The 26,999-nt window shown below is 38.7% G+C and carries 21 protein-coding genes and 2 pseudogenes; 15 read left to right on the forward strand and 8 right to left on the reverse strand.

Annotated elements, in window-relative coordinates; genetic code table 11:
- Positions 1-6: 6 nt before the first annotated feature.
- The 3 genes from G7074_RS23540 (at position 7) to G7074_RS23550 (ending at position 1,845) form a co-directional block, all read left to right on the forward strand.
- Positions 7-564 (forward strand): hypothetical protein, encoded by a 558-nt coding sequence (locus G7074_RS23540; protein ID WP_124561498.1) that lies wholly within the window; start codon positions 7-9, stop codon positions 562-564.
- A gap of 124 nt (positions 565-688) precedes the next feature.
- On the forward strand, positions 689-1,216 hold the full coding sequence (locus G7074_RS23545) for a hypothetical protein (protein ID WP_124561499.1): 528 nt from the start codon (positions 689-691) through the stop codon (positions 1,214-1,216).
- Between the two features lie 125 nt (positions 1,217-1,341).
- Entirely contained in the window at positions 1,342-1,845 is a 504-nt protein-coding gene (locus tag G7074_RS23550) for a hypothetical protein (protein ID WP_124561500.1), read from the forward strand.
- A gap of 49 nt (positions 1,846-1,894) precedes the next feature.
- On the opposite strand, the pseudogene alaS reads toward G7074_RS23550, so the two are convergent.
- Positions 1,895-4,515, reverse strand: a pseudogene (gene alaS, locus G7074_RS23555) (alanine--tRNA ligase).
- A 116-nt stretch (positions 4,516-4,631) separates the two neighbouring features.
- Here alaS and G7074_RS23560 point away from each other — a divergent pair.
- The 6 genes from G7074_RS23560 (at position 4,632) to G7074_RS23585 (ending at position 11,326) form a co-directional block, all read left to right on the forward strand.
- Entirely contained in the window at positions 4,632-4,967 is a 336-nt protein-coding gene (locus tag G7074_RS23560) for a MerR family transcriptional regulator (protein WP_124561502.1), read from the forward strand.
- A 589-nt stretch (positions 4,968-5,556) separates the two neighbouring features.
- Positions 5,557-6,060: a hypothetical protein gene (locus G7074_RS23565; protein WP_158674089.1), complete on the forward strand. Its 504-nt coding sequence runs from the start codon at positions 5,557-5,559 to the stop codon at positions 6,058-6,060.
- A 57-nt stretch (positions 6,061-6,117) separates the two neighbouring features.
- Positions 6,118-7,029: a ComEC/Rec2 family competence protein gene (locus G7074_RS23570; protein WP_166211699.1), complete on the forward strand. Its 912-nt coding sequence runs from the start codon at positions 6,118-6,120 to the stop codon at positions 7,027-7,029.
- Positions 7,030-7,577: 548 nt separating this feature from the next.
- The gene (locus tag G7074_RS23575) at positions 7,578-8,354 is read left to right on the forward strand and encodes an enoyl-CoA hydratase/isomerase family protein (RefSeq protein WP_124562420.1); all 777 of its coding nucleotides are present in this window, start codon (positions 7,578-7,580) and stop codon (positions 8,352-8,354) included.
- Positions 8,355-8,377: 23 nt separating this feature from the next.
- Entirely contained in the window at positions 8,378-9,061 is a 684-nt protein-coding gene (locus G7074_RS23580) for a hypothetical protein (protein ID WP_124562421.1), read from the forward strand.
- Positions 9,062-9,157: 96 nt separating this feature from the next.
- Complete coding sequence (locus G7074_RS23585; protein ID WP_124562422.1) at positions 9,158-11,326, forward strand: S9 family peptidase; 2,169 nt, start codon at positions 9,158-9,160, stop codon at positions 11,324-11,326.
- A 41-nt stretch (positions 11,327-11,367) separates the two neighbouring features.
- Here G7074_RS23585 and G7074_RS23590 read toward each other — a convergent pair whose 3' ends face one another.
- Positions 11,368-12,078: a DUF3307 domain-containing protein gene (locus G7074_RS23590; protein WP_124562423.1), complete on the reverse strand. Its 711-nt coding sequence runs from the start codon at positions 12,076-12,078 to the stop codon at positions 11,368-11,370.
- 4 nt (positions 12,079-12,082) lie between these two features.
- Complete coding sequence (locus tag G7074_RS23595) at positions 12,083-12,688, reverse strand: transcriptional regulator (RefSeq protein ID WP_166211702.1); 606 nt, start codon at positions 12,686-12,688, stop codon at positions 12,083-12,085.
- Positions 12,689-12,815: 127 nt separating this feature from the next.
- Between G7074_RS23595 and G7074_RS23600 the strand changes: the two genes are divergently transcribed.
- The 4 genes and pseudogenes from G7074_RS23600 (at position 12,816) to pdeM (ending at position 18,722) form a co-directional block, all read left to right on the forward strand.
- Positions 12,816-13,850, forward strand: coding sequence for a ligase-associated DNA damage response exonuclease (locus tag G7074_RS23600; protein WP_166211705.1), 1,035 nt, complete (start codon positions 12,816-12,818; stop codon positions 13,848-13,850).
- Positions 13,847-15,436 carry an ATP-dependent DNA ligase gene (locus tag G7074_RS23605; protein ID WP_166211708.1) on the forward strand — a complete coding sequence of 530 codons (1,590 nt, stop codon included), beginning with the start codon at positions 13,847-13,849 and terminating at the stop codon, positions 15,434-15,436. The genes G7074_RS23600 and G7074_RS23605 overlap by 4 nt, the downstream gene beginning before the upstream one ends.
- 61 nt (positions 15,437-15,497) lie before the next feature.
- Positions 15,498-17,974, forward strand: a pseudogene (locus tag G7074_RS23610) (ligase-associated DNA damage response DEXH box helicase).
- Between the two features lie 109 nt (positions 17,975-18,083).
- The gene (pdeM, locus tag G7074_RS23615; protein ID WP_124562428.1) at positions 18,084-18,722 is read left to right on the forward strand and encodes a ligase-associated DNA damage response endonuclease PdeM; all 639 of its coding nucleotides are present in this window, start codon (positions 18,084-18,086) and stop codon (positions 18,720-18,722) included.
- On the opposite strand, the gene trxA is transcribed toward pdeM, so the two are convergent.
- From trxA to G7074_RS23640, 5 genes are all read right to left on the reverse strand, one after another.
- A complete protein-coding gene (trxA, locus tag G7074_RS23620; RefSeq protein WP_090763274.1) occupies positions 18,723-19,019 on the reverse strand; it encodes a thioredoxin in 297 nt (98 codons plus the stop codon).
- A gap of 115 nt (positions 19,020-19,134) precedes the next feature.
- The gene (locus G7074_RS23625) at positions 19,135-19,749 is read right to left on the reverse strand and encodes a hypothetical protein (protein ID WP_166211711.1); all 615 of its coding nucleotides are present in this window, start codon (positions 19,747-19,749) and stop codon (positions 19,135-19,137) included.
- 75 nt (positions 19,750-19,824) lie between these two features.
- A complete protein-coding gene (locus G7074_RS23630; protein ID WP_124562430.1) occupies positions 19,825-21,186 on the reverse strand; it encodes a dihydrolipoamide acetyltransferase family protein in 1,362 nt (453 codons plus the stop codon).
- Positions 21,187-21,242: 56 nt separating this feature from the next.
- Positions 21,243-22,487, reverse strand: a complete 1,245-nt coding sequence (locus tag G7074_RS23635; protein WP_166211714.1) for a competence/damage-inducible protein A — start codon at positions 22,485-22,487, stop codon at positions 21,243-21,245.
- Between the two features lie 4 nt (positions 22,488-22,491).
- Complete coding sequence (locus G7074_RS23640; RefSeq protein WP_124562432.1) at positions 22,492-25,152, reverse strand: putative LPS assembly protein LptD; 2,661 nt, start codon at positions 25,150-25,152, stop codon at positions 22,492-22,494.
- A gap of 74 nt (positions 25,153-25,226) precedes the next feature.
- On the opposite strand from G7074_RS23640, the gene G7074_RS23645 reads away from it, so the two are divergent.
- Complete coding sequence (locus tag G7074_RS23645; protein WP_124562433.1) at positions 25,227-26,090, forward strand: N-acetylmuramoyl-L-alanine amidase; 864 nt, start codon at positions 25,227-25,229, stop codon at positions 26,088-26,090.
- A gap of 14 nt (positions 26,091-26,104) precedes the next feature.
- The gene (locus tag G7074_RS23650; RefSeq protein ID WP_166211717.1) at positions 26,105-26,881 is read left to right on the forward strand and encodes an N-acetylmuramoyl-L-alanine amidase; all 777 of its coding nucleotides are present in this window, start codon (positions 26,105-26,107) and stop codon (positions 26,879-26,881) included.
- Positions 26,882-26,999 lie beyond the last annotated feature (118 nt).

The following is a 26,999-nucleotide window of genomic DNA, read 5'->3' on the forward strand; positions in this document are numbered from 1 at the left end:
AAGATTATGAAAAAGTTAGTTTTATTTGCCGCAGTCCTGATGGTTTCATTATTCGGCGTAGATTATGCAAAAGCACAAGTTAGTTTAAATGTAAATATAGGCTCACAACCTGTTTGGGGTCCAACCGGATACGACCATGTAGATTATTATTATTTCCCGGATATAGATGCTTACTATTATGTTCCTTCTTCCCAGTACATTTATTTAAATGGTAACCGCTGGATATGGGCGAACAATTTGCCTGCACAATATGGCAACTTCGATTTATATCGTTCTTATAAAGTGGTAATTAACAAGCCAAAACCTTATTTGCAAAACAATTTTTATGTTACCAGGTATAGCCCATATAAAAACTATGGTGGTCGCCAGGCGGTAATAAGAGATAGTCGCGAAGCTAAATACTATGTAGTTAAAGGCCATCCCAACTATGCTCAGAAACAGGTAACTGTAGTACGTCCCGAACGTAATAGACCACGAAATATAAAAGTAGTTAAGCGGGTAGAACGAAACGATAATGGTAGACCAGAAAGAAATGGTGGCGAACGAAGAAATGAACGCCATTAATCAAAATATTTAGTTAGTCGTGTAGAGGAGCATCCCAAAAAGATGCTCCTTATTTATTTAATGAGTTTGGCACGTAGTTTGGATACTTTAAATAACACTTAAACACACATAAATTAAATCTGTTATGAAAAAATTATTTTTAGTCGCGGTAGTTATGATGGTTTCATTGCTCAGCATGCCGGCAAAAGCCCAGTTAAATATTAACGTTAATATCGGTTCTCAGCCCTTATGGGGTCCAACGGGATACGACCATGTAGATTATTACTACCTACCCGATGTAGAGAGTTATTATTACGTTCCGCAAAGGCAGTTTGTTTATTTAAATGGAAATGACTGGGTATTTGCCAACTCTTTGCCGTCCAGATACGGTAACTATGATTTATACAACGGTTACAAGGTTGTGATCAATTCGCCAAAACCCTATTTAAATTTCAGAAATGATAAAGTAAAATATGCAAAGTATAAAGGTAATAAAGGCCAGTTGATTATCAGAGACAGCCGTGATAGTAGATATTATGTTGTAAAAGGACACCCGCATGGCATGCCTCCAGGTCAGGCTAAAAAAATGTATGGAAAAGAAGATAACGGGGAAGATCACGGAAAAGGCCATAAAAAAGGTCATGGAAAAGAAAAAAACAAAGAAAAATACTAATATGAGCATTTAGTTAAATTAAAGGAGTGCCAGAATAGGCGCTCCTTTTTTTATATAGCTGTTACAATAGATTTTTTGGCACAACGTTTGAATTACATTAAACACACACAAATTAATAGATTATTATGAAAAAGTTATTTCTCCTTTCCGCGATTTTAAGTATCGTGGCTTTAACGTCTAATCAATCTAACGCTCAGGTAAGTATTAATGTAAATATTGGTTCACAACCTGCATGGATCCCGGCAGGCTATCAGGATGTTAATTACTACTACCTCCCCGAAGTACAGTCTTACTATTGTGTTCCGCAAAGACAGTTTGTTTATTTAAGTGGAAACAGATGGACCAGATCAAGATATTTACCTGCAAGATATAGAGGCTATAACCTGAACCACGGTAGAAAAATTGTAATGTATGGTGATAATCCTTATCGCAGCTATAATAACCACAGGGTAAGGTACGCCAGTCATCAAAACTATTATCGTTCATCTTATGGCGGTGGCGACAGAATCAGATACAATCCATCAAGAAATAACTATAGAAGCTACAGGGAAGATAACAGACACCACGATAGAAATGTGAATGCGAGTTTATTCTCGAGAGGACACCGTGAAAAACATGGCAGACATTAAAATAAAAAAAGAGGCTTTAAGCCTCTTTTTTTATGCATTTATACTATGCTTAATGTGCATGTGGAATAAAAGTTTCGGCCTTTTCTAATACTGCTTTTAAACCAGCTGGATTCTTACCACCAGCTGTTGCATAAAATGGCTGTCCGCCTCCGCCACCCTGAATTTCTTTTCCAAGCTCACGAACAATATTAGAAGCATTTAATCCTTTTTTAACCAAATGATCGGAAAGCATAACCGTAATACCAGGCTTGCCTTCAATTTCTGTAGTAAAAACCAAAAACAGGTTATCAACCATATCTTTTAAAGAGAATGCCAGATTTTTAACTGCTTCAGCACTCTGTATATCAATATGTTTGGCAATTAAATTAATTCCGTTAATACCGCGTACGTGATGTACAATTTCATGTTTTAAGGTATTTACGCGTTCAATAGTCGATTTTTCAATCTCCTTTTTCAGTTTCGCATTTTCGTCAAGCAAAGCTTGTACAGCAGCCGACAAGTCTTTACTACCGTTCAATAATGTTTTTAAATGTCCTAATTCTTTCCTTTGATCTAAGAAATATTGTTCTGCTTTATCAGCAGTAATTGCTTCTATACGACGAACACCGGCAGCAACTGCACTTTCTGAAACAATTTTAAACGAACCAATCTGACCGGTAGCTTTTACGTGCGTACCACCGCAAAGTTCTTTAGAGAAATGATCGTCGAAAGTAATCATCCGAACAAAATCACCATATTTTTCACCAAATAAAGCGGTTACCCCACTTTCAATAGCATCCTGATAAGGCACGTTTCGTTGCTCTTTCAGCTTAATATTTTGTCTGATTTTCTGGTTCACAATCACTTCAATCTGCGCCAGCTCCTCATCGGTTACCTTTGCAAAGTGAGAAAAATCGAAACGCAGGTAATCAGCATTTACCAGTGATCCTTTTTGGTTAACGTGCTGACCTAAAACCTGTTTTAAGGCAGCATGTAATAAGTGTGTAGCCGAGTGATTATCTTCGGTTAAAACACGTTTATCTTCATCTACAACAGCCCAGAACTTACCTTCCAGATTATCTGGCAATATATCAGCAAAATGAACTGTTAAGCCATTCTCTTTTTTGGTATCGGTAATATCAATCCAAAACTGGCGACTGTGGTCCTCTAATCGGCCGGTATCTCCTACCTGACCACCACTTTCTGCATAAAAAGGTGTTTGGCGTAAAACCAGCTGAAACTGCTCTTTGCCTTTAGCTTTTACTTTACGGTATTTTAAAATTTCGGTCTCAATTTCTAAGTCATCATAACCTACAAACTCGCTTTGATCATCGGCATTTACAATTACCCAGTCACTGGTATCAATAGCGGTAGCGGCGCGGCTATCGTCTTTTTGTTTTTTTAATGCCTGTTCATAGGCTTTTAAATCAACCGACCAGCCTTTTTCTCTTGCCATCAGCTCTGTTAAATCGATCGGGAAACCGAAAGTATCAGAAAGTTCAAAAGCAAAACTACCTTCTACGCTATTATTTACAGCCTGATATTTCTCAAAACGCTGAATTCCTGTTGATAGTGTACGTAGGAAAGAAACTTCTTCTTCCAAAACCACTTTCTGTACAAAATCCTGTTGCGAAACCAACTCATCGAAAACACCTTTAAACTGTTCGGCCAGCAAAGGCACTAATTGGTTTAAGAAAGGCTCTTTAAAGTTTAAAAAAGTGTACGCATAACGTACTGCACGGCGTAAAATCCTGCGGATTACATAACCAGCTTTATTATTAGAAGGCAATTGACCATCTGCAATAACAAATGAAATGGCACGGATATGATCGGCCATTACACGCATAGCGATATCGGTTTTCTCGTCTGCACCGTATTTTATTCCTGCTTTATCAGAAATAAACTGAATCATTGGCTGAAAAACATCGGTATCGTAGTTAGATGTTTTTTCCTGTAAAACGCGTACCAAACGTTCAAAACCCATTCCGGTATCCACATGTTTGGCTGGTAAACTTTGCAAGGAACCATCTTTTAAGCGGTTAAACTGCATAAATACATTATTCCAGATTTCGATTACCTGAGGGTGATCTGCATTTACCAGCGTAGCACCATCCACTAATGCTTTTTCTTCATCGGTACGGCAATCAACATGGATTTCTGAGCAAGGGCCGCATGGTCCTGTATCGCCCATTTCCCAGAAATTATCTTTTTTATTTCCTGGTAAAATATGGCTCTCATCTACATATTGTTTCCAAAGGTCAAAAGCTTCCTGATCTTTAGCTAAACCTTCTTTCTCGTCGCCTTCAAAATAGGTAACATATAATTTTTCTTTTGGAATTTTATAAACTTCGGTTAGTAGTTCCAGCTCCAGGCAATGGCTTCTTTTTTAAAATAATCGCCAAAGCTCCAATTGCCCAACATTTCGAACATGGTGTGGTGGTAAGTATCAATACCTACTTCTTCCAAATCGTTATGTTTACCCGAAACCCGCAAACAACGTTGAGTATCTGCAACACGAGAATATTTGATGGCAGCCTCTCCCAAAAATAAATCTTTAAACTGATTCATACCCGCATTGGTAAACATTAAGGTTGGGTCGTTTTTAACCACAATCGGTGCGGAAGGAACAACATGATGCTGTTTCGATTCAAAAAAACTAAGGAATGCCTGTCTAATCTCTTTTGCTGTCATTTCAATAATATTGGAGGGAACAAAATTAAAATTTTATTGCGTTATTAAGGAAAAATCGAGCTACATTTGAACACTTTAATTAATCGATATAAAACACTCATAATCAAGCTCAAAATATGCCGTATAAAGAAAGAGACATTAATAAAATGTATTATACCATGGGCGAAGTGACTGAAATGTTTAATGTAAACGCTTCACAGATTCGTTTTTACGAAAAAGAATTCGATATCCTTCAACCTAAGAAAAACAAAAAAGGCAACCGTCTTTTTACTCCAGAAGATATAGAAAACCTGAAAATCATCTTCAACCTTGTCGATGAAAAAGGCTTCACTTTAAAGGGCGCTAAAGATTACCTGAAAAACAATAAATCTGATGTAAAAGAAAATCAGAAAATTATTGATTCTTTAGAAAAGCTAAAAGGTTTTCTGGTTAATCTATCTCAGGAACTTTAAAACATAAAACCTTACTTAAAAGTATTTTTAGAATTACATTCCTTGTAGTTTTAAAAATATTTTTTCTATATTAGTTCTACAGAACAAAAAATCACCTCTATTTTCTTTAACCGATTAACGCTCGCTTATGAAAGTATGGTATTTTTTGTTACGTGTCTTTTTTCCTCGCTATGTATCTGATCAAGATTATTTGCGTAATCTTTTAGCGCTCACCAATCGCAATCAAATAGTTATTTCTATTACATTGGCTTTTAGGGCCAATTCAGTAAATGACTCCCACCGTACGCTATACAAGTGTGATGTAGGTATGGCTCCTAATTACAAAAATCGTCCGGTTATCCCCTATTACCTTCCTAAGCAATTTACTTGAAAAACAATTTATTATGCGTTTTAAAATTTTAAGCATTGTATTTGTAATGATCGGATTTATTGCAAGTGCACAAACAACAGAACAGGAAGAGCCATACGCGATATTGTAGAAAACGTTGCCGAAAACCTTCCTGATGATTACGATATAACCGAACTGGTTGAAGTATTAACCAGGTACCGCAAGCACCCCATTAATTTAAATAATACCTCGGTTGAGGAATTGAAAACATTGATTTTTATTTCACCACTCCAAATCAACAATTTCTTTGCCTATTCCAAAGAGAATGGAAGGTTGCTGGACGTGCATGAATTGCAAATCATTCATGGTTTTGATGTTAAAACAATTGAAAATTTAATTCCATTTGTTACCGTAAATAAAATAGCTGAATATGAAAGCTTGCAGTTAAGCAAGCTGTTTGGTGCTGGGGAGCACGATATCATGATGCGGTTTGCTCAAACCTTAGAAAAACAAAAAGGTTTTACAGATTTGCCAGGGAACCGTTATTTAGGTACGCCTGAACGCTTTCAAACACGGTGCCCTTATAACTATGCTTCGATAATTTCGGCTGCCTTAACATTTGATAAAGATGCAGGCGAAAAATTTATAGGCAAACCATTCGATTTCTTTTCTGCCAACGTAACACTGTCCAAATTGGACAAGGTAAAAAAGTTGGTTCTGGGCGATTATACTTTGCAGTTTGGCCAGGGATTGACTTTATGGTAGGCTTTTTCTTTTGGCCAAGGTCCTGATGTAACCAGCGTTGCCAAAAAGGATTTAGGTTTGAGCCCTTATACTTCAGCCAACGAATATTCATTCTTCAGAGGTGCGGCGGCTACCATTAACCTATATAAATATTTCGACATTACTCCTTTTGTTTCCTTCAGGCATTTAGATGCCAGCCAAAAAGAAAATAAGCTGGGCGAGCCTGAGCAGTCTACCATTAATCAAACTGGCTTACACCGGACACCAACAGAAATTAAAAACAAAAACAGCCTAACTCAGCGCACTTACAGCCTGGTTTTGCAGTATACTAAAAATGAGTTTGGTGTAGGCACTGTTGCTTACCAAAGCAGTTACGATAACAGTTTTATAACACAAACCGCACTTTATGATAAATATAGTTTTATGGGCAATAAACTAACCAACCTGGGGCTTTTTTATAATTATACCTTCAAAAACATGTATCGGTATAATGAAGTCGGCAAAGCTTTAAATGGAGGTGTAGTGGCAATAAGTGGCGTACTAATCAGTTTATCGTCTTCGGTTTCTGCGGCGGTAACCTACCGTAACTACAGCAAAAATCAGGGAGTGCCCGAATCAACCGAGGCGGTAAATGAAAGAGTCTTTTTTTCGGCCTTTTGCCAGCTCATCTATAATCCTTTCTCCATTTGGGACGTTGGCTTTCAACTTTCTTATTTAGCTGTTTTCGGGCTATTCTATTTACAGCCAAAAATTTATAACCTGTTTTATATCGAAAATAAATGGCTAGATAAATTATGGAATTTTATAGCGATGTCGTTGGCGGCACAAATTGCTACTTTCTCTTTAAGCATCTATTACTTTCACCAGTTTCCACTCTATTTTCTCATTGGTAATCTTTTCATTACACTACCCCTGGTATTAATGATGTATTTAGAGGTTGCCGTATTAATTCCAGGGCTTAGTTTTTGGCTCCTGCTTTCGAATGGCTAATCAAGCTCACCAACACAGTTTTAAAATGGATAACCAATCTGCCTTTTGCAACCTTTTCTTCTATCTACATTACTTTAACCGAATTTATATTGTTGAGCTTTAGCCTGGGTTTATTTTTTTACGGTCTCGCCAGGCTCAATAAAAGGTTCATCTTTTCATCATTATCTCTTTTTGCCTGTTATCAGTTACTCATCGCTTACGGTAGCCTCAGGGCCTCATAACAACATAACATCGTCTTCTTTTCGTTAAGAAAAAACTATGCTGCTGCTTTTACGCGGGGAAAAAAAACCGTTCTGGTTACCGATTTTTATTGATAGACAATTCATTAAATTATAAGCAATTACAAGGATCAGGTTCCTTTTCTGCCATGTGGATTACTGCAAACAGTAGGTTCGATTTAAACAGCATTCCTCCAGATATCAGGTTTCAAACCTTATTAATCGATTCCACTAATAAAGATTATCGTATCAAACAATTACAGGAAAACACAAAAAGTGCTTACGTTTTAAAGAAAAATAAAGCATATTTGATACAACTAACCCAATAAGATGGAAAATCTGGTTTTGTACCATGTTGCAGAAAGAATTGCAACAATAACAATCAACAGGCCTGAAAAAAGGAATGCATTAGACCCTCAGCTCATTGCCAAACTTACAGCAGCATTTATAAAAGCATCGGAAGATGATTTGGTTAAAGTGGTAATTTTAAATGCAAACGGAAGTTCGTTCAGTGCAGGTGCGGATTTAGAATATCTGCAACAACTACAGCAGAATTCCTTTGAAGAGAATGTAGCCGATTCTAATAACCTGAAAAAGCTTTTCACCACCATTTATTATTTACCTAAAGTGGTTATAGCACAGGTTGAAGGGCACGCCATTGCCGGAGGCTGTGGTTTGGCTACCATCTGTGATATTGTTTTTGCAACTCCAGAAAGCAATTTTGGTTACACCGAAGTTAAAATTGGCTTTGTGCCGGCTATTGTTTCGTGCTTTTTAAAACAGAAGGTCAGTGAAACAGTTTCCAAAGAAATTCTGCTCACCGGAAATACCTTCTCTGCTGAGCAGGCACAGAAATATAATTTAATCAACTTTGTAACAAATTCGAATGAAATTCATCAAAAAGTACAAGATTTTGCATTAAGTTTGTGTAACGAAAGCTCTGGAAATTCATTAATGATTACCAAACAGCTTATTAACCAGACGAATAATCCATTACTGGAAAAAAGCCTGGAAACTGCTGTTCAAATCAATGCCCGGGTTAGAGAAAGTGAAGATTTTAAAAAAGGAATCGCTTCATTTCTGAAAAAAGAAAAAATTAATTGGTAAAAAAACTAAACTGAAATAAAAACATGTTCAAATCAATCAAAACAAGCGTTGTAGCTTTAATCTTAGTGGCTAGTGCAGTAATTGCTCATGCGCAAAAGAAAATGACCGAAGGTACTCTTACTTACGGTTTAGTATACAAATTAACGGAGGAGCAAAAAGCTGCTATGGGCGGACAAGAGCCACCTGCAGAACTGAAAGTTAAATTCAATAACGGTTTAACTAAAATTGAAATGGAGCAAGGTCCGGCTTTAATTGGCATTGTATCAGACAATAATGACAAAACAGGTTTACTTTTAATCGATGTGCCAATTGCCCAAAAACAATTCGCGGTTAAACAATCAAAAGAAGATATTGAAAAAGCAATGGGTGCATTGCCTAAGTTTTCTGATTTCAAAGCTACAGGCGAAAAACAAACTGTTGGTGGCTTTAACGCAGAAAAATATACTTTTAAAGATGACAAAGGTGGTACGCACGAACTTTGGGCAACTAAAGATGTGGAATTACCAAATGTAGGTGCTCAAAACTATTTCCCTGGTTTAGCAGCTTTCCCGGTAAAATACACTTTGGTACAGAGAGGTATCGAAACTACTACTACCTTAAAATCGATAGCAGAAGGTAAAGTTGGCCCAATTTCGAAAGAAGTTCCAACCGGATACGAAGTAGTTACGATGGAAGATTTAGCAAAAATGCAAGGTGGTGGTGAATAATTAACCATTTACAGCTAATTAATAGCTTTTTAACTGACGGCTTTTTATTTAAATTAGTCCAAAAGTTAAAAAGCTTTTTTTATGACCTAACTTTATATGATTAAAAAACTATTACTCAGATTATCAGTTACCTGCATTGCAATATGTGCTGTAATTGATGTAAATGCCCAAAACATTAACTGGGCAAAGGATGGTAACTCCTACTATCAAATTGCTGGCGGAGAAATTATTTCAATAACACTTCCTAAAAGCGACAGAAAAACAATTATTTCAAGAGCATTATTAACACCTGCAGGTAATAACGATGCTATTGCCGTAAGAAGCTTTCAGTTATCGAACGATGGCACAAAAGCATTAATTTATACCAATAGCAAAAAAGTTTGGCGCTACGATACACGTGGCGATTACTGGTTGGCCGATTTAACTGCAAACAAGATTGTACAGATTGGAAAGGACAGACCAGCATCTTCTTTAATGTTTGCCAAATTATCGCCCGATGGTAGTAAAGTAGCCTACGTTAGTAAACACAATTTGTATGTAGAAAACATTGATGGAACCGGTGCGAAAGCTTTAACTACAGATGGTACCGATCGCATGATTAACGGTACTTTTGATTGGGTTTACGAAGAAGAATTCGATTGTCGTGATGGTTTCAGGTGGAGTTCGGATGGGAAATCGATTGCTTACTGGCAGATCGATGCTACTAAAATCAAAAACTTTTTGATGATCAACAATACGGATTCGATTTATCCTTATACCATTCCGGTTGAATATCCTAAAGTTGGAGAAAATCCTTCAGCCTGTAAAGTTGGAGTAGTTGATATTAATACCGCCAAAACCAACTGGTTAAATGTACCGGGCGATAATGTTCAGCACTATATTCCACGTATGCAATGGGTGCCAAATAGCAATAACATCATTTTACAACAACTTAACCGCGAGCAGAACGAAAGTATAGTATTTATCTGTGAGGCCTCTTCTGGTGCTGCAAAAGCCGTTTATACCGAAAAAGCCAAAGCCTGGATTGATGCACAGGATGAATGGAAATGGTTAAACGACAATAAAGAGTTTACCATCGTATCTGATAAAGACGGTTGGAACCATCTGTACAGAATTAGTTTAGATGGCAAAAAAGAAACCCTGATTACCAAAGGAAATTATGATGTGATTGATGTTAAATTAATTGACGTTAAAAACAACATGGTTTATTTCCTGGCCTCTCCAACAAATGCCACGCAGAAATACCTTTTCAAAACCAAATTAGATGGAAAAGGAAAATTAGAGCAGGTTACCCCTTCAGTTTTACCTGGTACACACAATTACGATATTTCTCCAAATGCAGCATTTGCCCGTCATTCATACAACAGTGCTATTGTTAGGCCAATTACCGAGTGGATGAATTTTACAACTGGTAATCCGTTTACCATGGATGGCAGCATCACTACACAGCTTTCAAAACAAGAGGCAACAAAAAATAAAGTAGAGTTTTTTAAAGTAACTACCGAAGATGGTGTAGAAATGGATGGTTGGATGAAAAAACCTGATAATTTTAACCCATCTAAAAAATACCCTGTTGTGTTTTATGTGTATGGCGAACCCGCTTCGGCAACTGCACTTGATACCTACGGCGCAGGAAGAAACTTTTTGTATGCCGGCGATATGGCGAAAGATGGCTACATCTACATTTCAATGGATAACAGAGGGGCACCAGTACCAAAAGGGAGTACATGGCACAAAGGTATTTATAAAAATATTGGGGTAATAAATATCCGGGACCAAGCCATGGCAGCGAAGAAATTACTTTCCACCAATGCCTTTATGGATAAAGACCGTGTGGCTGTTTGGGGCTGGAGCGGCGGTGGTTCGTCTACCCTGAACCTGATGTTCCAATATCCTGAAATTTACAAAACAGGTATTGCTATTGCAGCAGTGGGCAACCAGTTAACTTACGATAATATTTATCAGGAACGTTATATGGGAACGCCTTTTCCAAGCAAAGAAGCTTATGTTAAAGGATCGCCAGTTACACATGCAAAAAACCTGAAGGGTAACTTATTATATATTCATGGTACGGGCGATGATAACGTACACTACCAGAATGCTGAAATGCTGATCAATGAGTTAATTAAAAACAGAAAGGTTTTTCAATTAATGAGCTATCCAAACCGTACACACAGTATCTCTGAAGGCGATGGAACCAGCGAGCATTTATCGTTAACCTACACCAAGTTTTTAAAGGAAAACTGCCCTCCGGGAGCAAGATAATAGATAATCACACTTAAAAAGCAGCCCGAAAGCTGCTTTTTTTATATCACAAACATTTGGGTTAGCATAGCCGTTACAATGGCAATTCCAAAACTCAGCAGGGTTCCGATTAATACATATTCCGTTAATTTAAGGTCGTGGGCTTCTTTTAAGTCGCCAAACCTGAATATAGATTTTGCCGCAAGCAAAAAGCCAACTGCTTCAAAATGCTTGGTCAATATAAATACAAATATCAATACCCTTTCCAGTATACCAATGTATTTACCGGCATTCTGCAATGATTTTGGGCTGTCTGGCTGATTATCCGGAATCCAGCGGGCAATAATAACCCGCATGATAATGGAGGTAGGCATGGTTAAAAACAAAGCTCCCGAAATGATTATCCAGGTTTTGGTTTCGTTCAGGTAACTGATATCCAGACTTCCTTTATAAAACAGATGCCATACTGCTACAATAGATGTTAAATGCAATACCTGATCGATAAAAAACAGCAAGCGGGCATTTTTTTTCGTTTGAAACAATAATTTCAATGCATCAATTGTGAAATGGATTACTCCTACAAGTAAGGCCACTTTCCATACCGCAAAACTTAAAAATATCAGGAATATCAACGCAATATGTATGGCTACATGCAGGTAAAGTTTGGCTGATTTTAGTTTCTTTATCTCTTTTTCTTCAACCCAAGAGGCTGGTTGCAAAAAGAAATCCCCAATTAAATGGGCAATAATAAGTTTGATGAGGTAGATATCCATTATTTTAAAACATTTGGTTCAATTTTTTACGGTACAACTTATCCATATCCATTATTTCGGCAAAATGAGCACGCTTTAGGGCTTCACTAACCGATGATTGTGTTCTGCCCGAAATAGCAGCCAATTTGCTTTGCAATATATTTTCATACTCCAGCGCCAGTTTAACCATTTCGGCAGCTACAATGCCCCAACTATCCATTGCAATAAGCGCAAGCTTAATTAAGGTATTTATTTCTTCATCAAAATCAGCAGAACTGGTTTTAATGGCCAGGTTCAACTTGATTTGTTTTAAGCTATCAAAGGCAGCACCAGAGTACACAAAAGCATCGCCACTATCTTCTGTCAGTTTCTTTCTTTTGCCTCGCACTTCACCAATCCCCAATCCCATTCTCACATCTGCAGCCCTATTCAACCTAATACAAGCCTTTAAATATATAGCTGTTTTCAATGCTTCTGCTGCACTTACTTCTACCTGAAAACTATCGCCCCGAAAAATCTCCCACCTGTTATGCTTGCCCGAAACAACTTTTAGCGCCCCTTTTAAGCTTGCTAACCAGGTATCTTTTATTTTACGTGAGCCTATAATATCGCCTGTTATAATGCAAATCATAACACCAATATCGATAAAATAATTAGAAACAACAAATAATATCGGGTAATTACCCGATATTTCTATTTATCGGGTAATTACCCGATATTAAACTAAAACCAATTGAGATATTGATTGTTAAATAGTCATGGCATTAATCGAATTTACCAAAAGAGGCATTTATTGCAATCAGGGAGATTTTTACGTAGACCCCTGGTGGCCTGTAGATTATGCCGTAACCACGCATGGCCATAGCGACCATGTTCGGTTTGGCAACAAATATTACCTCTGCCATACGCTTACCAAGCCTATAATTCAACGCAGAATTAGTGAAGATTTAAACGTAGAAACGCTCGAATACGGCGAAAGTATTACCCGCAATGGCGTAAATATTTCATTCTTCCCGGCAGGGCATATCATTGGATCGGCACAGGTTAGATTGGCTTATAAAGGTGAAATATGTGTAATATCGGGCGATTATAAAATTGAAGATGATGGTATTACTACACCTTTCGAGCCCGTAAAATGCCACTCATTTGTTTCTGAAAGTACTTTTGGCTTACCGGTTTACAAGTGGCAAAAACAAGAAGTGGTTTTTAACGGCATTCAAAACTGGGTAAACGATAATATCAGTCAGCAACGTACAAGTGTATTAATTGCCTATAGTTTAGGCAAGGCACAGCGGCTGATTAAAAATCTGGCGGGCAACGTTGCGATATATGTGCATAGCAGTATTGCGAACCTGAACGAGGTAATTGTAAATGCAGGCGTAAATTTACCCGAAACCATCAAGATAGTACCCGAAACCACTAAAGAAGCCTTGCAAAAAGGAATTGTGATAGTTCCGCCTGCAATGCGTGATAGCCGCTGGATCAAAAATTTAGCCCATCCGGCTACAGGCATCTGTTCCGGATGGATGCAGGTTAGGGCACATCGTCGCTGGCAGAGTGCGGATGCAGGTTTTGCATTGAGCGACCACGCCGATTGGAACGGCCTTATGGAAGCCATTACCGCAACAGGAGCCGAAAAGGTTTATGTAACCCATGGTTTTACAGCTGCATTTAGCCGCTTTTTAAATGAGAAAGGTATTGAAGCCAGTGAAGTATTGACCAAATTCGGACAGGAAGATGATGAGGACAACAAAGTTGATTTAGCCGGGCAAAACGAAAGTAAATTACCATGAAACATTTCGCACAACTGATTCAGCAGCTCGAGCTCAGCAACAAAACCAATGATAAAATAGCGGCTTTGGTTCATTATTTCAACTCTGCTAATGATAAAGATAAAGTTTGGGTAATTGCTTTATTTACCGGAAAAAAGCCAAAAAGACCCATCAAATCAGCTCTGCTTAAATATTGGGCAATCGAAATTACCCAAACGCCAGAATGGTTATTTTCGGAAAGCTACGCCAATGTGGGCGATTTAAGCGAAACTATTGCTCTTCTTCTTCCACCTGCAGAAAACACTTCCGATTTGCAGCTTTACCAATGGATTGAAGACCTGCATTGCCTGGAAGGCAAGGATGATGATACCAAAAAGGCTTTTATTTTTAATGCCTGGAACCATTTGGAAACACAGGAGCGCTTTATTTTTAACAAACTGATTTCCGGAAATTTCAGAATAGGCGTTTCAAACAAAATGCTCGTTAATGCTTTGGCTAAACAAAGCAGTTTAGATAGTGCACAGATTATGCACAGTATTATGGGTAAATGGAATCCTTACGAAATTACTTTCCATGAGCTTGTTAATGGGATCCATGTAAATACCGATAATTCCTGGCCCTACCCTTTTTGCCTCGCTTATGCTTTGGAACAGGAGCCCGAAAACCTGGGAGATATTACGGAATGGCAGGCAGAATGGAAATGGGACGGCATACGTGGACAAATTATAAAACGAAATGGCGAACTTTTTATCTGGAGCCGTGGAGAAGAACTGGTAACCGAACAATTCCCTGAATTGCATTTCCTGGTTGATGCACTGCCTGATGGTATCGTTTTAGATGGAGAAATACTTGCCATACAAGATAAAAAAGTATTGTCATTCAACACATTGCAACAGCGTCTGAACCGCAAAACAATTAATAAAAAACAGTTAGAAGATGCCCCTATTGGGTTTTTCGTTTACGATCTACTGGAATACGAAGCACAGGATTATAGAACACAACCGCTAAGCGAAAGAAGACAAATTTTAAACGGTATTATTGGCAATTTAGGCGAAAGCGTGGTAATCCTCTCCCTGGTTATAAATTGTAACAGCTGGGAAGAACTCACAGCGTTAAGACAAACTTCGCGAGCTATAAACAGCGAAGGCATTATGCTCAAAAAGCTTAATTCGTTATACCATAGCGGCCGTAAGCGAGGTGATTGGTGGAAATGGAAAATCAATCCATATACCGTTGATGCTGTAATGATTTATGCGCAGAAAGGAAGCGGCCGAAGGGCAAATTTCTTTACCGATTATACTTTTGCTGTTCGCGATGGCGAAAACCTGGTCACCATAGCCAAAGCATATTCGGGCTTAACCGATAAAGAAATTAAAGAAGTAAATAGTTTTGTAACCCGTAATGCCATCGAAAAATTTGGCCCCGTGCGCACCGTTAAACCCGAACTGGTTTTCGAAATTGCATTTGAAGGTATTGCCGAAAGCAAACGGCATAAAGCAGGACTAGCCTTGCGTTTTCCACGTATATTGAGGTGGAGAAAAGATAAAAAAGCAGCAGAAATTAATACATTGGAAGATTTAAGGCAGTTGCTACAGTCTACTTTGTAATACAATCGCTTAAACCTCACAGGTTTTAAAAACATGCAAAGTTTGTATAAAAAATTAAACAATGAACCAAACCAAAACCAAAGGTTATAAAAAGATAAAACAATGGCTTAAAACCCATAAGCGCAGGCCGTTTCAGTTTCAGGAAGAGGCCTGGCAGTATTATCTTAATGGTTATAGTGGTCTGGTAAATGCCCCTACTGGTTTCGGCAAAACCTTTTCTTTATTTCTGGCAGTTGTAATTGAGGCCATGAACGCCTCCGAAAGCAGCAATAAAAAAGCAAAAGACCGGTTGCAATTGATCTGGATTACGCCTTTACGCTCTCTGGCTAAAGATATTGCCCGGGCGATGCGCGAAACTTTACTGGAACTGGAACTCGACTGGCATGTAGGTGTAAGAAACGGCGATACTAGCCAGGCGGAAAAAGTTCGGCAAAAAAAATCGATGCCAGAAATCCTGCTGATTACCCCGAAAGCCTGCATTTGCTTTTGGCTCAAAAAGGATCATCAACTTTATTTAAAAACCTGAAATGCATTGTGGCCGACGAATGGCATGAGCTATTAGGCAGTAAACGTGGCGTATTGGTTGAATTGGCTGTTTCTCGCATTAAAGGCTTGCAAAAGCAGGAAAAACAACAATTTTTAAGGGTTTGGGGGATATCTGCTACCATTGGAAATATCGATGAAGCACTGGATGTTTTAGAACCTGATATCAACACCAAACGCATTATTGTTAAAGCTGACCTGGAAAAGAAAATCCTGATTAAATCTATCCTGCCCGATGATATTGAAACACTCCCATGGGCAGGGCATTTAGGACTAAAGCTAGCTTACAAACTATTGCCGATTATAGAAAAAAGCAAAACAACCCTAATTTTCATTAATACCCGCGGCCAATCGGAAATGTGGTACCAGCATTTGCTCAATATTGAACCCGAACTGGCCGGGCGCATTGCCATACACCACGGTTCAATAGATTTCGAACTTCGCAACTGGATTGAGGATGCTTTGCATACGGGTCAGTTGAAAGCTGTTATTGCCACTTCATCTTTAGATTTAGGAGTAGATTTTAAACCTGTTGATACGGTAGTACAGGTAGGCTCGCCTAAAGGTGTAGCCCGTTTTTTACAGCGTGCCGGCCGGTCGGGCCACTCTCCTCACGAAACCTCTAAAATATATTTCCTCCCCACTCATGCTCTGGAACTCGTAGAGGCTGCCGCAATAAAAGAAGCAGCCAAAACCAACAATATCGAAAGCAGAGAACCCTTTATTATGGTTTTCGATATGCTGGTACAATACCTGGTTACCCTGGCTATTGGCGATGGCTTTGACGACCGGGTGATTTATAACGAGATTAAAAACACCCATGCTTTTAAAATGATCGTCCCTGAGGAATGGAGTTGGGTGATGCAGTTTATTACCTCGGGCGGTGATAGTTTAAGTGCCTATAACGAATTTAAGAAAGTAACTAAAGATGAAGACGGACTTTGGAAAGTAAAGAGCCGCCAACTGGCCATGCGCCATCGCCTGCACATCGGAACCATTGTTAGTGATGCCATGCTGAAGGTAAAATTCCTCTCAGGAGGCTACATTGGCATGGTAGAAGAATATTTTGTAACCCGGCTAAAGGCAGGCGATAACTTCAGACTGGCTGGTCGCGTGCTCGAATTTATCCATGTAAAGGATATGACGGTAATTGTGCGCAACAGCAAACAAAAAAATGCGATATCGCCGAGCTGGAATGGCGGCAGGTTGCCCTTGTCGTCAAATTTAGGCTCGGTTTTGCGTAAGAAATACAATGAAGCGCTGGATAAAACCCATCAGGATGAAGAGTTGGATTCGGTTTACCCCCTGTTCTTATTGCAGGAAAAACGCTCGCATGTGCCGCGTAACGATGAATTATTAATCGAACTGATTAACAACAAAGAAGGTTTCCATTTATTTGCCTACCCCTTTGAAGGAAGGCTGGTACACGAAGTGCTTGCTGCGCTTGTAGCTTATCGCCTGAGCAAATTGCTGCCCATCAGTTTCTCTATTGCCATGAACGATTACGGATTTGAACTGCTTAGCGAAACAGAAATACCCATGGACGAATCAATTGCTTACGAAGTTTTTTCGCCCAAAAATTTAACGGAAGACATTACCCTGAGCATCAATTCAACAGAAATGGCGCGGAGGAAATTTCGTGATATTGCCTGCATTTCGGGTTTGGTTTTTCAGGGTTACCCCGGAAAATATGTGGCTAATAAACACCTACAGTCATCGGCAGGTTTATTTTTTAATGTTTTTAGTGATTATGACCAACATAATTTACTTTTACGGCAAGCATACGATGAAGTGTTTTATCAGCAACTGGAAGAACCGCGACTGGCCGCTGCATTGGAAAGAATTCAGTATGGTGCAATTGTAATTACTCACCCGAAAAGCTTTACCCCGCTTTCTTTTCCAATTAAGGTAGATAGTTTGCGGGAAAACATGAGCTCGGAAGAACTAGAGCAGCGAATTGCAAGGATGAAAGCAGAATCAGAAAAAATTAAGTAATACTTTTAACTATATAGGGCATTTGAGAAAATATAAGTTCTAAGTTTTGGGCGATATGCCTTATAAGTTATTATATTTCTTAAATGGTAACACTATCACATATTTATTAATGACCATTACAAGCCACGGAGAAGAACTGATTTTAGATAAAGAGCGGGCTTTATTTCTACCTAAACATCAACTTTTGGCCATAAGCGATCTGCATTTGGGTAAATCGGCTCATTTTCGTCAAGCCGGAGTGCAGGTGCCTGCTACCATTGCCCAGAGTGATTTGCAACGGTTAAGTGGCTTAATTGAAAAATATCAACCCCAAACCCTACTCATTACCGGCGACATGTTTCATCATGGTTTAAACACAGATATTGATGATTTTTCGACGTGGAGAGCACAATATGCTGATTTGAAATTACTGCTCGTAAAGGGGAATCACGATAAACTGGCCCATGCAGATTATGCGAAAATGGGAATTGAAATACACGATCTCAGTTATTGCTTAGGGCCTTTTTGTTTTATTCACGATGCACCCAAAAATGATGCAGCAGAACTTTACCCTATTAGCGGGCACATCCATCCGGGTGTAACCATTGTGGGCAAGGCCAAACAACGGCTCAAATTTCCTTGTTTTTACTTTGGCAGAAGTTATGCTGTTTTACCTGCTTTTAGTCTCTTTACGGGCTTGTATACCGTTTACCCTAAAAATAATGAAAGGATATTCGCTGTAACCCCCAAAACCGTTGTAGAGGTTTAATTAAGCGTGCTGATCTATAACCTGCTTCAACTGTGCAGCCTGTACCACACCGCTCTGGCGCCAAACAGGTTTCCCATTTTTAAACAAAATTAGCGTAGGCACACTCTGTACATTAAAGGCCGCTGCAGCAGGCTGGTTTTTATCGATATCTACTTTGATAATCGCTGCAGAATCTCCTACCTGTGACTTTAACTGATCCAAAACGGGTTTCATCATTTTGCAGGGTCCGCACCATTCGGCAAAAAAATCAACCAAAACAGGCTTTTCGCCATTGATTAAATCGGAGAATTTAGACATGCTACTTGTTTTTAGTTAGAAACAAAGGTAAATGGGATTGGTTTTAACGAGAGCAGTCAAGTTCTTTTAAAACTTGACTGCTCAGAATTATAATTTTGCAACAATGCAATATAAATTAAGCATTTACCGGCAGTTCTACATTTAAAGCAGTTACCCAGCTATCAAACAGGTCTTTCTCTATTTTAATTACTTCAGCGGCGTGATTTTCCCAGTCAGGTGAAAAGTTAACCAGCTGATTAATCATTTCTTCTAAATGGCCTTCTTCTTCTAAAATAATCGACTTAACGTTTACCTTACTTTTCGCCTCATCTAAAACCGCCTGGTAAATTGGATAAAGCTCATCGGCACGCACCTCTATTGCGTAAGTAACAAAAAGGTAAGCTGCAAACTTTAAATCGTAACCAGAAAGATTAAATGCTGCTTTCAAGTAACGGCAAACCGCAATATCTAAAGCATGTAAATAATATTTGGTGTTATTTGGAGATAACAACTCTGCGTTGGTATAGGTCTTACAAGAGGTTTCATCAACCTTTGCAATCTGCTTTTTCAGGTAATAGGCATGGCGATGTTCTTCGGCAGCATGTTTAAGAATAATGAGATTAACATTTTCCTTATGTTCTGATGCCGAAATCTTTTTAGCACCTGCATTTTCCATGTAAGACAATGTATTTAACCATTTGGCATGCAACACATTATCGGAAACTATCTTTTTTAAAATTGAATCTAACATTCTTTAATGGTTAAACTGGTAAAAGGTTTAGATTGTTGGCATTATGCCAGCTGAAAACTTTTAACTGTAAACTTGTTATATCTCCCTGTTCAAATCCCAGGCCTCTAAATAATCGGCAACCCTGCGTACAAACATACCACCCAACGAACCATCAACTACCCTATGATCGTATGATAATGAAAGGAACATCATGTGGCGTATAGCAATTACATCACCGTGTTCGGTTTCTAATACCGCAGGCTTCTTTTTAATAGCACCTACAGCCAAAATAGCAACCTGAGGCTGGTTAATAATTGGTGTGCCCATTACATTACCAAAACTACCTACATTGGTTAAGGTAAAGGTTCCACCCTGGGTTTCGTCGGGTTTTAATTTAGAGTTTCTGGCACGCGTGGCCAAATCATTTACAGCTTTGGTTAAACCTACAATATTTAACTGATCGGCGTTTCTGATTACCGGAACAATTAGGTTTCCGCTTGGTAATGCTGCTGCCATACCAATATTTATATCCGCTTTTTTGATAATCTGTGTTCCGTTAACCGAAACATTAATCATCGGGAAGTCTTTAATTGCTTTTGCAACTGCTTCTACAAAGATCGGTGTAAAGGTAATTTTCTCGTTTTCGCGTTTTTCGAAGCTGTTTTTCACTTTATTACGCCATAAAACCATATTGGTTACATCGGCTTCAACAAATGAAGTAACATGTGGCGAAGTACTTTTGCTCATCACCATGTGATCGGCAATCAGCTTACGCATCCTGTCCATCTCAATAATCTCATCGCCACCGCTTACTGATGTGGTAGATGGCTTACTTGCGCCAGAAGGTTGTGCTACTGGCTGAATATTTGGCTTGCTCTCGCTTGCTTTTTCAACCGGAGGTGGTGGAGCCAAAATAACAGTTTGCGTTTTAATTACATTTCCGCCATTTCTGTTGGCGATATAGTTTAATAAATCGTCTTTATTTAAGCGGCCATCGGCACCAGAGCCTTTAATTGCATCAAGCTCTGCAAGCGAAATATTTTCCTGTGCGGCAATACTTTTAACCAAAGGTGAGTAAAAACGCTCAGCAGCACTAAAATCAGCTTGCTGGCTTGTATTTTGTTCCGGCAATTGTTCAATCCCCGGAATCGTTTCAGTTTTCTCTTCTGTTACCGGAGCAGCAACAGCAATTTCTTCTACCTGAGGGGCAGATCCACCTTCGGTTTCTATAATCGCAATTATATCACCAACCTGGGCAACTTCGTCTTCCTTAAATAATTGTTTAACCAATTTACCCGCAACCGGCGAAGGAACTTCTGAATCTACCTTATCGGTAGCGATTTCCAGAATGGTATCATCTAAATCAATAGTATCACCCGGTTGCTTTACCCATTTAATCACCGTTGCTTCTGCAACACTTTCACCCATTTTTGGTAACAATAGTTCGTATTGAGCCATATTAAATTACAGTATTTTATATTGGTAACGCCACAAAAATACAGTTTTTATTCCTTCTAAACTGTTTCTTTAAGTAGATTTAATAACATGGTTAATGCTGCAGTTGCCGAACGCTCGATGTTTTGAATACGTTTGTTACTGAAATTAAACAGTTTAGCTACAGTTTTATCTTTCGAAGAAATTGAAATCCATACGGTGCCAACTGGTTTGTCTGCTGTTCCGCCATCTGGTCCTGCTATTCCGCTTACTGCAATAGCATAATCGGTTTTAAAGTGTTTAATAGCGCCTTCTGCCATTTCTTTTACCGTTTCTTCACTAACTGCACCGAAGGTAGCCAATGTAGCTGCCTTTACGCCAAGCACCGATTCTTTAAGTTCGTAAGCATAGGTAACCGCTCCGCCCCAATATACTGAAGAACAGCCCGGGTGTTGGGTAATTAAATGGGCTATATATCCACCGGTACAACTTTCGGCTGTAGATAGGGTAAGACCGCGGACATGCATGATGTTTAGAATCGCCTTTTCCAAAGGAATATCTTCATCAATCACCACAAATTTATCCACCTTTGCCATAATTTGCTTGGCAAAAACCTCCACCTCAGTTTTTAATTTGACTTCATCATCGCCTATGGCAGATAAACGCAAACGCACCTGCCCTAGTTTGGGCAAATAGGCAAGTTTAATATGTGCCGGTAATGCATCTTCAATTTCTTCTATTTCTTTGGCCAGAAATGATTCGCCGATGTTTGCTGTAAGAATGGTTTTATGTACAATGGCCGGAAGTTCAAACCTGCGTTTTAAGCGGGGAAGAATTTCATCCCCCATGAGGTACATCATTTCGAATGGAACACCAGGCATAGAAACAAAAATCTTATTGTTCCTTTCAAACCACATACAGGGCGCTGTACCGTTTTTATTTACAATTACCTCGCAGCCATCCGGTACATCGGCCTGCTGAATATTAACATCAATTAGAGGGCGTTTAAATTTTTCAAAAATCTGACGCACCATTTCTAAAGCACCTTCATCGCGCCTAAAGCCCATGTTAAAATACCTGGCCAGTGTTTTTTTGGTGATATCATCTTTAGTTGGTCCTAAACCGCCCGTAATAAGAATAATATCAGCTCTTTGTTCGGCCTGGGCTAAAGCATCCAGAATGTGTTGTTCGTCGTCAGATATCGAAGTGATTTGTTTTACAGAAATTCCGGTCAGGTTTAGCTGTTGGGCCATCCATGCAGAATTAGTATCTACAATTTGTCCGATTAGAATTTCATCACCAATGGTAATAATTTCGGCTAGCATAAATTTATTGGTATGTGCTGTAAAAACCTTGTCTTTTGCTCAATTTTAAATCCTGTAGTATCGATGCTTTTACTTTAATCGTTACAGAATAACTTTTGTAAGCACCGTAGGGTACCCAGTTTACACTCATATCCCAGCAATGTAAATCGCGATAAATGGCCAAGTTCATAGGTGTTAAGCCTCTGTTTTTAAAATCGTAACCAGAGTTAAAGGTAACTTTCCATTTAGGCGTTAAATTAACATCGCCATTAAAATTCAGTGTATTAGAAATGGTTGTACGATTTCCATCATTCGAATACTGAAAACTATAAGAGAACGAAAAATTCCAAGGAATATTGAAATCAACAAAAGCATTCGGATCACGGCTAATGGCGGCCAATTGTTCCGACTGAATATCGGTCAGGCCTTTTTTATTCGCAGCTTCTCCTAATTTATCGTTAGCCTCGTTCTTGCGTTTTAAAGCTTCAGGGTTTAAGCTGTAATCGAACGAGAAACCAAGGTTTGCCAAACGTGGCAATATTTTTCCGCTCTGCCAGAAATAACGGTCCTGCCTGATCAACAAGTTGGAGCCAGGAATGGTATCGGGTCTAAGTGAATAAGGGTCCAAGGTACCATTATAGTTGATTCCCAGCTTATCTGTAAACTGAGATCGACCACTAAAACCAATGGTAGATAATTTGTAAGACTTAGCTAAAAAGTTGTAGGAGCCACTAAAACTCAAGCCCTGTATAATGGGGATTTTTTTTGACCCTGTGCCTGTAGTATCGTTCTTATTCCTCACCTTCAACTCTACCGTATTATCAACCCCGAAACCAATTGATGCATTAGGCCCACCGAAAGATCCCTGCTGCGCCATACCATCAAAAATAGAATATTTTAAGGGCTGGCCTCCAGTTAAAATTTCCTTACCGTTTTGATCGATAGCAGGTCTGTAAGGCCCTGCTCCTGCTTTAGTAAAATCGGGCGAATAAGAGAAAGAAACGTTTGGAGTCATTACATGCCTTAAGGCCTGAATCTTTCCTTGTGGGTTAAAATCTCTTCTTCCATAAATCTTCGTCGACATACTGGTAGAAAGGCTATAGCTCCCTGCCCTTTTAAAACCGCTAAGAGTATCTTCTCTAAAGGTATAGGTGTTATCGGCAAACTGGGTGTAACGTCTGTTTACGCTCTGAAAATTCCAGACTTCATTATACGTTCCTCCTAAACTAAAGTTTAAATATTTTAAGGCTGTGAACGACATATTAACCGGAATGCTGTGTGCAATACCACTTCTTAAACGCTTTAAACCATCGTTATCAAAAAGTAAACTATCAAAAGTATCAATACTATTTGTTCCCTGAAGACTATAACCAACCGTTATTTTTTGATACCACTTCTGTTCTCCAACAGCATTTTTTTTACTGAAAGGGTTAAATGTAGGTACGTTAAATGTTACTTCTGGCAACCTAAGTGATATGGCCCTTGTACTTAAAGTCTGATCACTTCTAGCAGCCAAAGACAAGTTCATGTTGTTTGAAAATGTTTTGGCATAACTGACACTACTACTTGTAGAATTGGTAGAAATTGCATTAATATCGTACGAAGTACCTGCTGCCGTATTTCTATAATATCCCCTTTTACCACTCGACACCAACCTTACACTGGCACTGAAAGTCGTACCAGGCTTAGCATTGGCATTTTGGCTATGACTCCAGTTAATACTAAAGTTTTTGGTTGGGTTTCTAAAAGCCTCAGTTCCTTCCAAACCATCTTTAAAGCTGGAGTAAGACAGGTTAATGTTACCGTTAAATTTATACCGCTTGGTGTAATTACTTAATAAACTGGTTTCGTAAGAACCATTGGTATAAATAGAGCCCATTATTTTGGCATCCCAGTAATCGTTTAAGCCAAGATAGTAACCCCCATTCTGCAAGAAAAATCCACGGGTTGCATCCTCACCCGGTGTAGGTAATATTACACCAGATGTACGTTTATTCGGCTTTGGAAAAAATGCGAAAGGCAGACCAAAAAAGGTTGGAATATCTTCAATAACCATGTAAACCGGGCCGGTGATAATCTGCTTTTCGGTTACAACGCCTTTAGAAATCATTAAACCAAAGTGTGGATGCGGCAAATTACAGGTACTGTACATCACATTTTTGATATGCAGTTCATCATCTATCTGTTTTTTACTTTGTCCGCCAGAAAAGAACCCACCTTCCTGTTCAGAGAAAACGCCATAAACCTTGGCCCGTGTAGTTTCCGAATTATAAAAAATAGAATCGGCTATTGCTGTACCGTCAGCACCCGATTTAAAAATTGGCCTACCAGTATATCTTCCCGATTTCGGATCTTTTACTCCTGTGGCAAAAATCGTATTTTGCTTTTTGTCGTATTTGATATATCCCGCATCAAGTTCAAAATCGCCATAAACTACTCTGGCATTTCCGTACAGGTAAACAATGTTTTTATCGGCACTCATCTTCACAGAGTCATCGGCCTTGTATTCGACTTTCTGATCGATACTACTGTTATTTTTGCCCTTTTTAAGGGTTGTATCCTTTTTAGTTGTGTCTTGCTTAATGATTTGCTGCAATGAAAAATGAGAAAATGCGTTAGCTTTACTAACAGCAAGTGTTAATAAAATGACAGAAATTAGTAAAATAGAGCTCTTAAGAAGTTTCAAATTCGTATTTGAATGTTATTTTTGCACAAATGTTTAATCAAAAACGTTCAAAATTAGTGAAAAATATACCATTGATGTATCTTAAATCCATTTTAACATTTATTATTTGCTTTACGCTATCAAACTCATTTGATAATCAGGCTTTTGCGCAGGAATATAAAATTAAAACAATTGTAATTGATGCCGGCCATGGCGGTAAAGACGGCGCTACACATGGCGTTTATTCGAAGGAAAAAGACGTGGCCCTAAAAACAGCTTTAAACCTTGGCCGGGCGCTTCAGGATAGCCTGAAAGATATCAAAGTGATCTACACCAGAGAATCGGATGTGTTTATTCCGCTTTATGAGCGTATTAATATTGCAAACAACTCAAAAGCCGATCTTTTTATCTCCATTCACTTAAACGATATGCCGGTTCGCGTTTCGCGGGTTGTTGATTATTATAAAAAAGTTCGGGGCAGAAAAGTTCCGGTTTATAGAACCGTTACTTCCAAAAGCACTTCTACCCGTGGCACTGAAACATTTGTATCGGGAACAGGACGTTTGGGCGAACAGGACGAAGTAATTAAACGGGAGAACGCATCTATGTTTCTGGAGGATAACTACCAGAAAAACTACGAAGGCTTTATTGCCAATACCCCCGAAAACGATATTATGTTATCTTTAATGAAACAAACCAACAGAGACAGGAGTTTAAAGTTTGCTTCTATGCTTCAACAAGAGTATGTTAACGCAGGACGCATTAACCGTGGCGTACAGGAAAAGAGCTTAGCTGTACTTGCAAGGGCAGCAATGCCGGCGGTTTTAACCGAAATTGGTTTTGTTAGTAATCCAGATGAAGAAGATTATATGAACTCGCCAGAAGGGCAGAAAGAGATAGTTGATGGTATTATTAAGGCAATTAAAAATTACAGGCGTATAGCTGAAACATCATTTTAACAAACCCATTTTAAATGAAGATTAAACTTCTGGTTAGCCTATTTTTTCTTTCGGTAATAGCTGTTACACATACATTTGCACAGGGATACAAAATTAAAACCATTGTGATCGACCCTGGTCATGGTGGCCGAAAGCCAGGTGCATCGGGCAGTTTCTCAAAAGAAAAGGATATTTCATTAAAAGTTGCGCTAAAATTAGGCGATATATTAAAGGAAGAACTGCCGGATATTAAAATCATTTACACTCGAAAAACCGACATTGATGTTGACTTATACAGACGGGCAGAAATAGCCAACGAGGCCAACGCCGATTTGTTTATTTCGATTCATTGCAATTCTATGCCGCCAGGCAACAAACACATTAAAGGTGTAGAAACATTGGTTGCCGGCTCCCACCGCTTAAAGGAACAGGATGCTGCCATCCGCGAAAACGCCGATATCAAACTTGAAAAAAACTATAAAACCAAGTACGATGGCTATGACCCAAACAATCCGAGTAGCTTTATACTGCTATCTTTACTAAAAAACACATTTCGTGATAAAAGCATTAAATTTGCCAAACTAATCCAAAACAGCTACATCAGCAGGGATGAAAGATTAAGCCGTGGTGTTAAAGAACAAGGCGTGCTGGTATTACAACGTTGTGGTATGCCTGCTGTATTAACTGAGGTTGGTTTTATTTCAAATTCTGACGAAGAGAAGTATATTAATTCTGCAAAAGGTCAGAGTGAAATTGCCAATTCTATTTTAGATGCAATAAAAACATATAAAAAAAATATCGAAGTTAAATAAGTGGCATTATAAATGATAGTTATTTTAACTTTGCAGAAAATATAGAACATATACCAAACAATTAATGCTGGCTTTGTGTATTTATAAAGTTTAGCTTAAAAAATAAATTACGCTCTAC

It is taken from the genome of Pedobacter sp. HDW13 (assembly GCF_011303555.1).
In the GTDB taxonomy this organism is placed as follows: Bacteria; Bacteroidota; Bacteroidia; order Sphingobacteriales; family Sphingobacteriaceae; genus Pedobacter.